This is a genomic window from Agromyces sp. Y558, assembly GCF_059445415.1.
Genome location: NZ_JCAIUH010000001.1, coordinates 986,542 through 998,910, shown reverse-complemented (window position 1 = coordinate 998,910; position 12,369 = coordinate 986,542). Strand labels below are relative to the sequence as shown.

The 12,369-nt window shown below is 69.9% G+C and carries 11 protein-coding genes; 7 read left to right on the top strand and 4 right to left on the bottom strand.

All coding sequences use genetic code 11. From position 1 onward, the window contains the following. Positions 1-82: 82 nt before the first annotated feature. The 3 genes from AC1C2T_RS04765 to AC1C2T_RS04755 are packed head-to-tail and all read left to right on the top strand — an operon-like array spanning position 83 to position 1,889. The gene (locus AC1C2T_RS04765) at positions 83-520 is read left to right on the top strand and encodes an Lrp/AsnC family transcriptional regulator (RefSeq protein ID WP_495361375.1); all 438 of its coding nucleotides are present in this window, start codon (positions 83-85) and stop codon (positions 518-520) included. Between the two features lie 59 nt (positions 521-579). Then, positions 580-1,533: a hypothetical protein gene (locus AC1C2T_RS04760; protein WP_495384426.1), complete on the top strand. Its 954-nt coding sequence runs from the start codon at positions 580-582 to the stop codon at positions 1,531-1,533. Continuing rightward, complete coding sequence (locus AC1C2T_RS04755; protein WP_495384425.1) at positions 1,533-1,889, top strand: GntR family transcriptional regulator; 357 nt, start codon at positions 1,533-1,535, stop codon at positions 1,887-1,889. The genes AC1C2T_RS04760 and AC1C2T_RS04755 overlap by 1 nt, the downstream gene beginning before the upstream one ends. A gap of 96 nt (positions 1,890-1,985) precedes the next feature. On the opposite strand, the gene AC1C2T_RS04750 is transcribed toward AC1C2T_RS04755, so the two are convergent. After that, positions 1,986-3,176 carry a RimK family alpha-L-glutamate ligase gene (locus AC1C2T_RS04750; RefSeq protein WP_495361378.1) on the bottom strand — a complete coding sequence of 397 codons (1,191 nt, stop codon included), beginning with the start codon at positions 3,174-3,176 and terminating at the stop codon, positions 1,986-1,988. 25 nt (positions 3,177-3,201) lie between these two features. Between AC1C2T_RS04750 and AC1C2T_RS04745 the strand changes: the two genes are divergently transcribed. Beyond that, positions 3,202-3,702, top strand: a complete 501-nt coding sequence (locus tag AC1C2T_RS04745; RefSeq protein WP_495361379.1) for an ATP-dependent zinc protease family protein — start codon at positions 3,202-3,204, stop codon at positions 3,700-3,702. Between the two features lie 16 nt (positions 3,703-3,718). Here AC1C2T_RS04745 and AC1C2T_RS04740 read toward each other — a convergent pair whose 3' ends face one another. Then, on the bottom strand, positions 3,719-4,228 hold the full coding sequence (locus AC1C2T_RS04740) for a hypothetical protein (RefSeq protein WP_495384424.1): 510 nt from the start codon (positions 4,226-4,228) through the stop codon (positions 3,719-3,721). 155 nt (positions 4,229-4,383) lie between these two features. Next, positions 4,384-8,079 carry a proline dehydrogenase family protein gene (locus AC1C2T_RS04735; RefSeq protein WP_495385390.1) on the bottom strand — a complete coding sequence of 1,232 codons (3,696 nt, stop codon included), beginning with the start codon at positions 8,077-8,079 and terminating at the stop codon, positions 4,384-4,386. A gap of 279 nt (positions 8,080-8,358) precedes the next feature. Between AC1C2T_RS04735 and AC1C2T_RS04730 the strand changes: the two genes are divergently transcribed. After that, complete coding sequence (locus AC1C2T_RS04730; RefSeq protein ID WP_495384423.1) at positions 8,359-9,423, top strand: LysR family transcriptional regulator; 1,065 nt, start codon at positions 8,359-8,361, stop codon at positions 9,421-9,423. Positions 9,424-9,448: 25 nt separating this feature from the next. Continuing rightward, complete coding sequence (locus AC1C2T_RS04725) at positions 9,449-10,189, top strand: META domain-containing protein (RefSeq protein ID WP_495384422.1); 741 nt, start codon at positions 9,449-9,451, stop codon at positions 10,187-10,189. Positions 10,190-10,297: 108 nt separating this feature from the next. Here AC1C2T_RS04725 and AC1C2T_RS04720 read toward each other — a convergent pair whose 3' ends face one another. Further along, on the bottom strand, positions 10,298-11,290 hold the full coding sequence (locus AC1C2T_RS04720; RefSeq protein ID WP_495384421.1) for a helix-turn-helix transcriptional regulator: 993 nt from the start codon (positions 11,288-11,290) through the stop codon (positions 10,298-10,300). Between the two features lie 60 nt (positions 11,291-11,350). Between AC1C2T_RS04720 and AC1C2T_RS04715 the strand changes: the two genes are divergently transcribed. Beyond that, positions 11,351-12,328 (top strand): ATP-binding cassette domain-containing protein, encoded by a 978-nt coding sequence (locus AC1C2T_RS04715; protein WP_495384420.1) that lies wholly within the window; start codon positions 11,351-11,353, stop codon positions 12,326-12,328. The last annotated feature ends 41 nt before the right edge of the window (positions 12,329-12,369 follow it).

Here is a 12,369-nt window from a genome sequence, read left to right as displayed (position 1 = left end):
CTTGGAGCGCGAATCCGCGCGAGGCGCAGGAAAAGTGCGCCAGATGCTGGGAGAACGCAACGGATCGACGTACAATCCGAGCATGGACAACCTCGATCGCGCCATCCTCGACCTGCTCCGGCAGAACTCCCGGGCTGGGTACGGCGACATCGGGTCGTCAGTGGGCCTCTCGGCGTCGGCCGTGAAGCGACGAGTCGACCGGCTCGTCGCCGACGGAGTCATCCGCTCGTTCACGATCCAGGTCGACCCCGCCGTCGACGGCATGTCGACCGAAGCGTACGTCGAGCTCTTCTGCCGCGGCACCGTGGGGCCCGACGAACTGCAGCGCATTCTGCAGGGGGTGCCCGAGATCGTCTATGCGGGCACCGTCACCGGCAGCGCCGACGCGATCGTGCACATGCGCGCCCGCGACATCACCTCGCTCGAAGACGCGCTCGAGCGAGTGCGCATCGCGCCGAACGTCGACCACACCCGCAGCGCGATCGTGCTGTCACGATTGGTCAACCGCAACCGGGAGTGATGCGGCTCGTCGCGACCGTGCACCTTGACGGATGCAGATTGTAGTAATACATTGACGGCATGTCTCTCGACTCGCCCGAATGGTTCATGCTCAGCGTTCTCGCGCTCGTCGCAGTGATGGCGGCGATCTCGCCGATGTGGGTGTCGCGGCCACCGGCGATCGGACGATTCGCCCGAACCGTCGGGCTTCCACTCGACGGAGACGTCGAGCTCGAGCGCACCGTCGGCGAACGACTCCGGTTCCGCGCACGCTGGGGCGCGGTCGGCACTGTGGCCGGAACGGCCGTCGGAGCGCTCGTCGTCGTGAGCGGTGTGCTGACCACGCACGACCAGTGGGGGGCGGGCCTCTCGCCGGTCGCCGGGCTCGTGCTCGCCGGTCTCGTCCTCACCGGGCGCGGAATCGGCACGGCGATCTCGATCCTGCCCGCGCCGCCCGAAGTTCGCCGCTACGGCCCAAGAGTTGCACGAGTCCCCCGCCCCTCGGTTGCCGACTACGTCGCTCCGATCGAGCGCGTCGGGGCTCGCCTCCACGTGGCGGTCGGCAGTCTGATGGCTGTCGCCGTCTCCATCCTGCCGACTCCTGTCGAATCTCGACTGCTCGCCGGCGCCACCGCGCTCGCCGCGATCGCGGCGCTCGCCGTGGCCGAGTGGGCCTCCGCGGCACTCGTCTCGCGACCGCAGCCGGCAGTGAACGAAGAGTTGCTGCGCTGGGACGATGCGCTCCGCGCGCAGACGCTCCGGGACATCGTGTCGGTACCCCTGATGGCGGGCGGGGTTGTCATCCTCGCCTCGATCACCGCCTGGCCCGAGTGGACCGGGTCCGCGGCGGCGACCGGCCAGGTCGTCGGCAGCGTCATCACGTATGTATTGCTGCTCACGCTGCTGGTCGTCGGCGCGATCTCGATCGCGCTCAGCCCGGCTCGCTACTACCTCAAGCGGCTCTGGCCCACGCAATTCGCGGAGGCACAGCCCCGCGCGTACGGATCGCCGACGCCGACCCCCGAGAACCGCTGATGCTGCTCGAACTCGACCCCGAGTCATCCGTTCCGCCATACGAGCAATTGCGCCGAGCGGTCATCGACGGCGTGCGCGACGGCACTCTCGTCGCCGGCATGCGGCTGCCGCCGGTCCGCACGCTCGCCACCGAACTCGGCCTTGCGGCCAACACGGTCGCCCGCGCATATCGGGAGCTCGAGCGCGACAGCGTGATCGAGACGCGCGGTCGCAACGGCTCGTTCGTCTCGGCGACGGGAGACCCGACCGAGCAACAGGCGCAGCTCGCGGCATCCGCGTATGCCGATCGCATCGCGCAACTCGGCCTCGATGCCGAGCATGCCCTCGCGATCGTGCGCGCCGCCCTCCAGCACTGAGCGCGACCCGCGCGTGCTCACCGCCCGCACACCGAGGCATCCGTCTGCGCCCATTCGATTCCGCCAGACCCGCCAGATTCCGCTGAGCGCGAGGACTCACCCTTCGGGAATCGGCCGCTTCGGGAGCTTCCGCACCTTCGCACCGCGGCGACGACGCTCGGGGATCATCGAGCGCATCTCCTCGAGCTTGCCGAAGCAGAGCAGCCGGTCTTCGGCCTGCAGCTCGACGCCCTTGCGCGGGTTCGGGATGACGTTCGTGCCACGGTGCAGGGTGAGCACGGTGATGTCGCGCTCCCAGAGTCCGGAATCGCCGAGGGTGGTGCCGACGAGATCGGCGCCGCCGCGCACGACGAGCTCGGCGACTCCGTAGCCGGTCGAGACGGTGAGGCGTTGCCGCACGTCGACCTCGGGAAATCCGACCTGGTTCGCGATGTGGTCGATGATGGCGCCGGCGACGTCGAGCTTCGTGGCCGACTCGATGCCCTCGAGGCCGGGCGAGGAGTTGACCTCCATCACGAGCGGCCCCTCATCACCCTCGAGCATGTCGACGCCCGCCACCCGCAGGCCCATGATCTGGGCCGAACGCACGGCCGCCAGCTCATACTCCGGCGTCAGCTCGACGGCTTCGACGGTGCCGCCGCGGTGCACGTTCGAGCGGAACTCGTCGCCGCTCGCGCTGCGTCGCATCGCCGCGACCACCCGGTCGCCGACGACGAGGGCACGGATGTCGCGGCCCCGGCTCTCTTTGATGAACCGCTGGATCAGCACGTTCTGCTTCGTCGAGTGCAGGGTCTCGATGATCGCTTCGGCGACCTTCACTTCGGGGGCGAGGATGACGCCGATGCCCTGCGTGCCCTCGAGCAGCTTGATGACGACCGGCGCGCCGCCGACCCGCTCGATCGCAGGGCGCACGTCGGCGCGGTTACGCACGAACGCCGTCGCGGGCATGCCGATGTTGTGCCGGGAGAGGATCTGGTTGGCCCGAAGCTTGTCACGCGAGTTCGTGATGCCGTTGGCCGTGTTCGGCGTGTAGACGTCCATCTGCTCGAACTGGCGCACCACCGCGGTGCCGAAGTACGTGACCGAGTTGCCGATGCGCGGCAGCACGGCGTCGTAGTAGGAGAGGCGCCGCCCGCGGTACTGCAGGTCGGGTTCGGGCCCCGCGAGGTCGATCGCGAACCGCAGTGTGTCGAGCACCTTGACCTCGTGCCCACGCTGCTGCGCGGCCGTGCGGAGGCGCTGGGTCGAGTACGCCTGCGGGGCGCGCGAGAGGATCGCCAGTTTCATCGTGTACCCCTGCGAAGATGTTCGGGTGGGAGGGCCCGTCTATTCAAACACCATCGCGGGATGGCGCGAATGGGTGCGCCTGCCGGGCGCCGAAGTGCCGTGGATCAAGGCGAAGCTCGACACGGGTGCGCGCACCTCTTCGCTGCACGCCTTCGACGTCGAAGAGGTTCGACGCGGCGAGACGGCGATCGTGCGGTTCGGGGTGCATCCGTGGCAGAACACCGATGCAGACGCCGTCGTAGTGGAGTGCCCGGTGCACGACCGACGCTCGGTGCGAAGCTCGTCGGGTCACACCGAAGAACGCATCGTCGTGCTCATGGACGTGGTGCTCCTCGATCGAACCATCACCACCGAGGTGACGCTCACCAATCGCGATGAGATGGGCTTCCGCATGCTCATCGGCCGCGAAGCACTGCGGCAGGGCTTCGTCGTCGACTCGGCACGTTCGTTCGTCGGCGGACGCGCGCCACGACGCATCCGTCGCCGCAATCGCGGCCGCGACGCCGCATCCGCTCCACGCGCCTGAGCGCCGAGCGCGCTCGTCAGGCCGGGTCTGCCACGAGCACAGGCGGGTCGGCGCGGAGCGCGGCGAGCTCGACGAACTCGACGAACTCGCGTGCAGCCGCGACCTTGCGTCCGCGCGCGACGATCCAGCCCCAGATCGAGAGCGCACCGATCGCGAGCCCGACGACGAGCGCCACGACCGTTGCGACGACGAGGTCGGGTTCTTCGCTGAACGCCACGATGCCGCCGAGCACCCCCGACAACGCGACGACGAGTCCGGTGAACGCGCCGTACAAGATCGCGCGACTCGAACCGTCGGCCATTGCGGCGTGGAACGGGGCTGCAAGGCCACGCTCCCGCCGAACGTCATCTCCGGCCACGACCCACCCGCGCCCCGCCCGGCGCAACTGGGCGTTGTGGGCGTCGGCAGCGAGCGACCACACGAGCCCCGCGACGAGCCCCGCCACGATCGTGAGACGGCCCGGCGTCTCTTCGGGGAGCATCCACAGCACCGCGGCATGCGTCACCAACCCGAGCAGGATGCTCATCACCGCGAGCGTGCCCGGCGACCGCCGTGCCGGGGAATCCTTTCTCAGGAACACCCCCGCCGAAACAACCCCTTTTCAGGAGATTTCGGGCGTTTCAGCCACCGGCGGCCGAAGAACTCCTGAAAAGAGTTGCTGCGGGGTCATGCCGGCCGAGCTCAGATCACGCCCTGCGAAAGGGTCGTCGGGTTGCCGAACCGGTGGTTCGTGATCGAGATCGCCTGCTCGTGCAGGAACGGCAGCAGTTCGACGCGGCCCGAGGGGGTCACGGGATGGGCCCAGACCGCGACATCCGGAGTGCCACCGAGCGCTTCGGCGAGAGCGGATGCCCCGCCGCCGACGAGTCGCACGCGGGGGGTCGTGATGCCGCGCTTCGCCGCCCGCCCGAGCCAGGACGCGTCGCTCTCGCGCACGACCTTCACCTCGCGCGCCGCGAGCAGGGTGCGCACGCCCTTCGGCAGCTCGGCCGCGGTCGACACCGAGAGCTTCGAGTTCGCGAGCAGGCCCGAGGCGATGACGCGGAGCCCCTCGGCGAGCGTCGCCTGCTCGCCGACGCGGATCGTCACGGGCAGCGGCCGATAGCGGAAGAGGTTGCGCTCGACGCCGACGCCCGAGACATCCTTCACGATGCCGTACTCCTCGGCCCACGCGAGCTCGTCGGAGAGCGCCGAGCGCCGCAGCAGATCGAACGCGTCGTAGTCGAGCGCCGACTGCGATGCTTCGATGAGCTCGGCGACGCGCTTCTCGAGCCCCCGCAGGTGCAGCGTGCTCGATGACGTGCCGTGCTGCGGCAGCCACTCGCCGAGGCCGAACAGGTAGTTCGGTCCCCCGGCCTTCGCCCCGGCACCGACCGCCGACCGCTTCCAGCCGCCGAACGGCTGGCGCTCGACGATCGCACCGGTGATTCCGCGGTTGACGTAGAGGTTGCCCGCCTCGACCCGGTCGAACCAGGTTGCGAGCTCGCTCGGGTCGAGCGATTGCAGGCCGGCGGTCAGGCCGTAGTCGACGGCATTCTGCAGGCGGATCGCCTCGTCGAGGTCCTTCGCGTGCATGATGCCGAGCACGGGGCCGAAGAACTCGGTGAGGTGGAAGTAGGAGCCGCCGGCAACGCCCGTGCGGATGCCGGGCGACCAGAGGCGCCCGGTGGCGTCGAGCTGCTCCGGCTCGACGAGCCACTCTTCGCCGATGCCGAGCTGGGTGAGCGCGTGCAGCAGCTTGCCGTTCGCGGGCTCGACGATGGGGCCCATCTGGCTCGTCGCCTGCTCGGGCCACCCGACGCGCAGCGACTTCGTCGCGTCGACGAGCTGACGGCGGAATCGCTCGGACTTCGCGACGGAGCCGACGAGGATCACGAGCGAGGCGGCCGAGCACTTCTGGCCCGCATGTCCGAAGGCGCTCTTCACGACATCGGATGCCGCGAGGTCGAGGTCGGCCGACGGCGTCACGATGATCGCGTTCTTGCCGCTCGTCTCGGCGAGCAGCGGCAGATCGGCCCGGAACGACCGGAACAACTGCGCCGTCTCGTACGCTCCCGTGAGGATGACCCGGTCGACGGCCGGGTGGGAGATGAGCGCCTTGCCGAGCTCCCGCTCGCCGATGTCGACGAGGGTGAGCAGCTCCCGCGGGATGCCGGCCTCCCACAGCGCCTCGACCATGACCGCACCAGAGCGCTGCGCGAGCTTCGCAGGTTTGATGATGACGCCGGAGCCCGCGGCGAGCGCGGCGAGCACGCCGCCCGCGGGGATCGCGACCGGGAAGTTCCACGGTGGCGTGATGACCGTCAGGCGCGACGGCACGAAGATCGCGCCCTGCACGTGGTCGAGCTCGCGGGCGCGCTCGGCGTAGTAGTGCGCGAAGTCGATCGCCTCGCTGATCTCGGGGTCGGACTCGGCGATGGTCTTGCCCGTCTCGGCGGCCATGATCTCGATGAGGCGGTCGCGGTTCGCGGCGAGCGCGTAGCCTGCACGGTGCAGCACCGCTGCGCGCTCGACGCCGGGCAGCTCGCCCCAGGCGCGGCCGCGGGCGGCGACGGTCTGGATGACCCGCTCGAGGGTTGCGGCGTCATCGACACGGCCTGCGGCGATCGTCTTCACTCCGAGCGTGGAGACGGGCACCCGATCGAGGATGCGGCGGCCCCACGCGCGGTTCGGCGCGAGGGCCGGATCGGTGTCGGGTTCGTTGCGGAAGCCCGGCGTGGCCCCGGGGCCGGCGGGCAGACCGGTCGCTGACCCGGACCCGCTCGCTGAGCCTGTCGAAGCGAACCCGCTGAGCCCGTCGCTCCCTTCGACAAACTCAGGGAACACCCCGTCGGACCCGCGCGTGATGCCGAGCACGACACTCGTGAGCGACAGGTCGTGCTCGTGCTCGGTGCCCGGAGCCGGGGCATCGGGAACGGTCATCGCTGCGGCGAGGGTCTCGTCGGTCCACTCGGTACGCCGGTTCTGGGTGCGGTTCGGGGCGGGTGCGGTGGCGACCGCGGTCTCGAGCGCCGCAAGCGAGGCGAGGTAGCGCGCCTGCTCTCGTTCGAAGAGCCGTTGGTCGCCGGCGAGTTCGAAGACGGCCGACATGAAGTTGTCCTGGCTCGCATTCTCTTCGAGCCGGCGGATCAGGTAGGCGATCGCGACGTCGAACTCGCTCGGGTTCACGACGGGTGTGTAGAGCAGCAGGTTGCCGACATCGCGGCGCACGGCCTCGGCCTGGCCTGTCGCCATGCCGAGGAGCATCTCGAAGTCGACGCGCGAGTCGACGCCGCGCTCGCGGGCGGTGAGCCAGGCGTGGGCGACGTCGAAGAGGTTGTGGCCGGCGACGCCGAGCTTCACGGCGTCGGTGCGCTCGGGCGTCATCGACCAGTCGAGCACGCGCTTGTAGTTGGTGTCGGAGTCCTGCTTCGTGCTGTAAGTGGCGACCGGCCAACCGTGCACGGCGGCGTCGACGTGCTCCATCGCGAGATTCGCGCCCTTCACGACGCGCACCTTGATGGGAGCGCCGCCCGCAGCGCGGCGGTGCTTCGCCCACGCGGTCAGTTCCTGCATCGCGCCGAGCGCGTCGGGCAGGTAGGTCTGCAGCACGATGCCGGCCTCGAGGCCGCGCAGCTGCGGCTGGTCGAGCAGGGTCGTGAAGACCGCGATCGTCAGGTCGAGGTCGCGGTACTCCTCCATGTCGAGGTTGATGAACTTCCTACTGCCGGTTGAGCCCGCCGAAACCGAGCCGGTCGAAGCCTTCGCCGCGAGCTCGTAGAGCGGGGTGAGCTTCGCGACGACCTTCGCGACGGCCTCGTCGAACGACCACATCGAGAGCTGGCTGACGACACTCGAGACCTTGATCGACACGTAGTCGACGTCGTCGCGCGCGAGGAACTCGAAGGTGCCGGCGAGGCGCCGATCGGCCTCCTCTTCACCGAGCACGGCCTCGCCGAGGAGGTTGAGGTTCAGGCCGTTGCCCGACTCGCGCAGCGTCGCGATGGCCGGGCCGAGCTTGTCGGGAGTCGCGTCGAGCACGAGGTGGCCGACCATGGCACGCAGCACCCGGCGCGCGATCGGGATGACGATCCAGGGCAGCACGGGGGCGACGATGCCGCCGACGCGGATCGCGGCCTTGAGGTACCACGGCAGGAACTTCGGCGTGAGCTTCGCGACCTGCTCGAGGTTGCGGCCGGCGACGCCGAGATCTTCGGGCCGCATGACGCCGTCGACGAAGCCGACGGTGAAGTCGAGGCCGCGGGGATCCTTCAGCACGCCGGCGAGGCGCTCGGCGGCAGGATCGACGGGGTGCTCGGCGCTCTCGGCGAGCCAGCGGCGCACGACTGCGACAACGTGATCGGTGCTCGGCCGTGCGTCTGTTGCGGCGTTCGACATGGTCACGAGGGTAGTGTCCTTTTCTGGATCCTGAGCGGGTCGAAGGGCGGGCGCGCCGGGGTCGCGCGCCTGTCGGGTTCAGTATGCGCCGAGGCATCCGTTCGGTAAAGCGAATGAATCTGAACGATACTGTTCAGTAGAACCGATAGGTTCGGTGCGCCTGTCGAAGCGAACCGACGCACCATCGATGAGTTCCCTTCGACGAGCTCAGGGAACGAAAAACTCAGGGAACGAAGAGCTCAGGGAACGGAAAGCTCGGGGAGCGGGAGGGAAGAACCCATGCTCGACGTGCGGCGCCTACGACTACTCGTGGAGCTCGCCGACCGCGGCACCCTCTCGGCGGTCGCCGACGCCCTCTCGTACAGCCCGTCTTCCGTGTCGCAACAGCTCAGTCAGCTCGAACGCGAGGCGGGCGTGCAGTTGCTCGTGCAGGTCGGTCGACGCGTGCAGCTGACCCCTCAGGCCGAAGTGCTCGTCGGCCACGCGCGCGCCGTGCTCGACCGACTTGAAGAGGCCGAATCGGATGTCGCCCGCTCGCTCACCGCCGTCGGCGGCACGGTGCGGATCGCCGTGTTCCAGTCGGCCGCGCACGCCGTGGTGCCGCAAGCCCTCACGCTCCTGCGCGCCGAACACCCCGCGCTTCGGGTCGAGGTCACCGAACGCGAGCCCGACGTCGGCCTCTTCGAAGTGTCAGCCCGCGATTTCGACCTCGTCATCGCCGAGCAGTACCCAGGGCACACCCGCGCACATCGCGAGGAGCTCGACCGCGTGCACCTCGTCGCCGACACGATCCGCTTGGCGTTGCCGCCGCAACCGTCGTCGCGACGTGCCCGCCCCACCACTGCGGCCGCCGCCACTGCTGCGGCGACCACGATCATCGAGAGTGCGCGAAACGTTGGAAACGACGGGCCGAAGGGACACGACGCGCACTCTCGACGCCGTGGAGGGCGAGGGGAACGGGAGGGACGGGAGATGGGGGCGCCATCGGCGCTCGCCGCGGCATCCGACATACCCTGGGTGCTCGAACCCGTGGGCACGGCGTCGCGCGACTGGGCCGAGCAGCTCTGCCGCGAGGCCGGGTTCGAACCCGACGTTCGCTTCGAGACGGCCGACCTGATGGCGCACATCCGGCTGATCCGCTCGGGCATTGCGGTGGGCCTGCTCCCCGACCTCGTGTGGGCCGGGGAGACGCCGAGCGTGGCGCTCATCGACCTGCCGGGGCATCCCGAACGCGAGGTCTTCACCTCGACCCGGCACGCCGCCGCCGCCCGGCCCGCGGTCGTCGCCTGCCGCGATGCGCTCGCGCGCGCTGCGCGCGCAACGGCGACGCCTGCGGCACGCTGAAGAGCACCCTCGATACGCTGTGGCCATGTCACGAACGATGCAGCGTTGGGCACTGTCCGGAACGATCCTGCTCGCGGCAGCGGCACTGACCGCCTGCGCGGGCAATGCCGGCACGGGGTCGGAAGCACCCACCGATCCCGAAGGCACGTGGGGCGACGCCACCTCGACCACGGAACCGTCGCTCGTCCTCGCCGGCGACGGCAAGCTGACCGGCACCGACGGTTGCAACCGCCTCATCGGCAGCTGGAGCGACGACGACGACACGATCAGCTTCACCGACGTCGCCTCGACGCGCATGCTGTGCGAAGGCGTCGACACCTGGCTCTCAGCTCTCGCGACCGGCACGATCTCGGGCGAGACGCTCACCGTCTTCGACGCCGACGGCGCCGAGATCGGCACCCTCGAACGATCGAGCCACGACGTGCCGACCCCTGAAGCCTCGGTCGACCCTGCCGGCATCGACCAGGCTGCGTTCGTGGGCACCTGGGGCACGGAGTCCGCTGATGGCGCGCTCGGCCAGCCGTTCATCATCATCGCCGCCGACGGCTCGGCGAGCGGCAACGACGGCTGCAACTCGTTCGCCGGTGCCACCTGGGTCATGACCGGAGACACGATCGAGTTCACCGGCGGCGCGCAGACGCTCATGGCCTGCGAGGGCGTCGATCAGTGGCTGAACACGAACGCGACCGCGACGGTGGACGGCGACACGATGACCTTCTTCGACGAGTCGGGCGCCGAGATCGGAACCCTGCCGCGTACAGCGTAGGCCCCATGGCCAATGCGCAAGCCGCGCGCGACGTTCGAAGTGCGACCGACATTCGCCGATGATCGCAGCCTGCAGCCTGCAGCGCGTGCACGCACGCACGCACGCACCTCACTGTCGAGCGGATGCCGCGGCGAACCGGTCGGCCTGGGCGGCGAGGAACTCCATCACCTCGGGCGGCCCTTCGACGCGGTAGCCCACACCGCTCGGGATCCACATGAGCGCCATCAGCAGGTTCTGCACGGCGTCGGCCTCGAGCGGCCATTCGCAGTGATCGGCATCGATCGCGACGACATCGCGCCCGTACCAGCCGAGGTGCTCTGCGAGCACGCGCTGCGGCAACTCGACGACGACCCTGGCCTTCACCGTGCGGTCGCGCCAGCGCACCGCGGCCTCGACTCGCGCACGCGCGGCCTCATCGGTCATGGGCCGCGGTTCGAAATGCACCCGCGTCGGGAAGACTTCGCTGATGCGGTCGAGGCGGAAGGTGCGCCAATCCTCACGCTGGCGGTCCCAGGCGAGGAGGTACCAGCGGCGGGCGACCGGCACGAGCCGGTACGGCTCGATGACGCGGGCGGACGCCGTGCCCGCGGCATCCGTGTACGTGAATCGCAGTCGTTCGGAGTCGCGGCATCCGAGCGCGAGGAGGCCCAGCAGTTCGGCGTCGATCTCGGGGGCCGGTCGGCCTGAGCCAGTCGAACCGGGCCCGCCCGTGCCGACGGCGGCGTGCGACTGCAGGGCTTCGATGCGCCGACGCAGCGCGGGCGGCAGCACCTGCTCGATCTTCGCGAGCGCGCTGATCGTCGTGTGCTCGGCGCCGCGCAACCCGGCGGTGGCCTGCGAGCGCAGGCCGACGGCGATCGCGACGCCCTCGTCGTCGGTGAGGAGCAGCGGCGGCAGCCCGGTGCCGGCCTCGAGTCGATAGCCGCCGGTGCTGCCGCGCGCCGACTCGATGCCGTAGCCGAGCTCGCGCAGCCGATCGACGTCGCGGCGCAGCGTGCGGTCGGAGACGCCGAGCCGGTCGACGAGTTCGTGCGCCGACCAGTGCCGGTGACTCTGCAGCAGGGAGAGGAGTTCGAGGGTTCTCGTGGTCGTTGCGGCCATGTCCCAAGTTTCTCATCCATCAGGACAGAAACTGTCCGGATGCCTCGAAATACTGTGGATATGACGAACCAGATGATCTCCGCTCAGGGCCTCACGAAGACGTTCCCAGTCAAGGGAAAGACCGTCGAGGCCGTCCGTTCCGTCGACCTCGCGGTCGACGCCGGCGAGCTCGTCGCCTTCCTCGGCCCGAACGGCGCCGGCAAGTCGACGACGCTTCGCATGCTCACCACCCTGCTCCCGCCGACGAGCGGCGACGCGATCGTCGCCGGCAGCGACATCCGCCGCGACCCCGCAGGCGTGCGGCGCCGCATCGGCTACGTCGGGCAGGGCAATTCGGGCGGGCACACCCAGCGTGTGCGCGACGAGCTGCACGCCCAGGGCGCCTTCTACGGCATGGGCCGCCGCGAGACCCGTGCCCGGGCCGCCGAACTCATCGAGTCGCTCGAACTCGAGCAGGTCGCCGGTCGCCAGGTGCAGTCGCTCTCGGGCGGCCAGAAGCGCCGGCTCGACATCGCGCTCGGGCTCATCCACCGGCCCGAGCTGCTCTTCCTCGACGAGCCGTCGACGGGCCTCGACCCGCACAGCCGGGCGAACCTGTGGGCGCACATCGTCGAGCTCCGCCGTGAGACGGGCACGACGATCTTCCTCACGACGCACTATCTCGACGAGGCCGACCAGCTCGCCGAGCGCGTCATGGTGATGGATCACGGTCAGGTCATCGCCGATGACACGGCATGGGCGCTCAAGGAGTCGCTCGCGGGCGACCGCGTGAGCCTCACCTTCGATTCGGCGACGGATGCCGCGGCAGCCGCGGCCCGCATCGGCGGCGAGGTCTCGGGGCCGGTCGTCACGGTCACCGCTCCCGGCGGCGATCGGGCGCTCCCCCACTACATCCGCTCGCTCGGTGACGCCGGCCTCGACGTCGTCGCGGCGACGCACCGCCAGCCGACCCTCGACGACGTGTTCCTCGCCCTCACTGGCCGCACGCTCCGCGAGGAGGCGGCGCGCCCCGAGGCCGAGCCCGCCCTCGCGGGTTGAGGAGCGAGCGAACCCCGCGGGTTGAGGAGCAAGCGAACCTC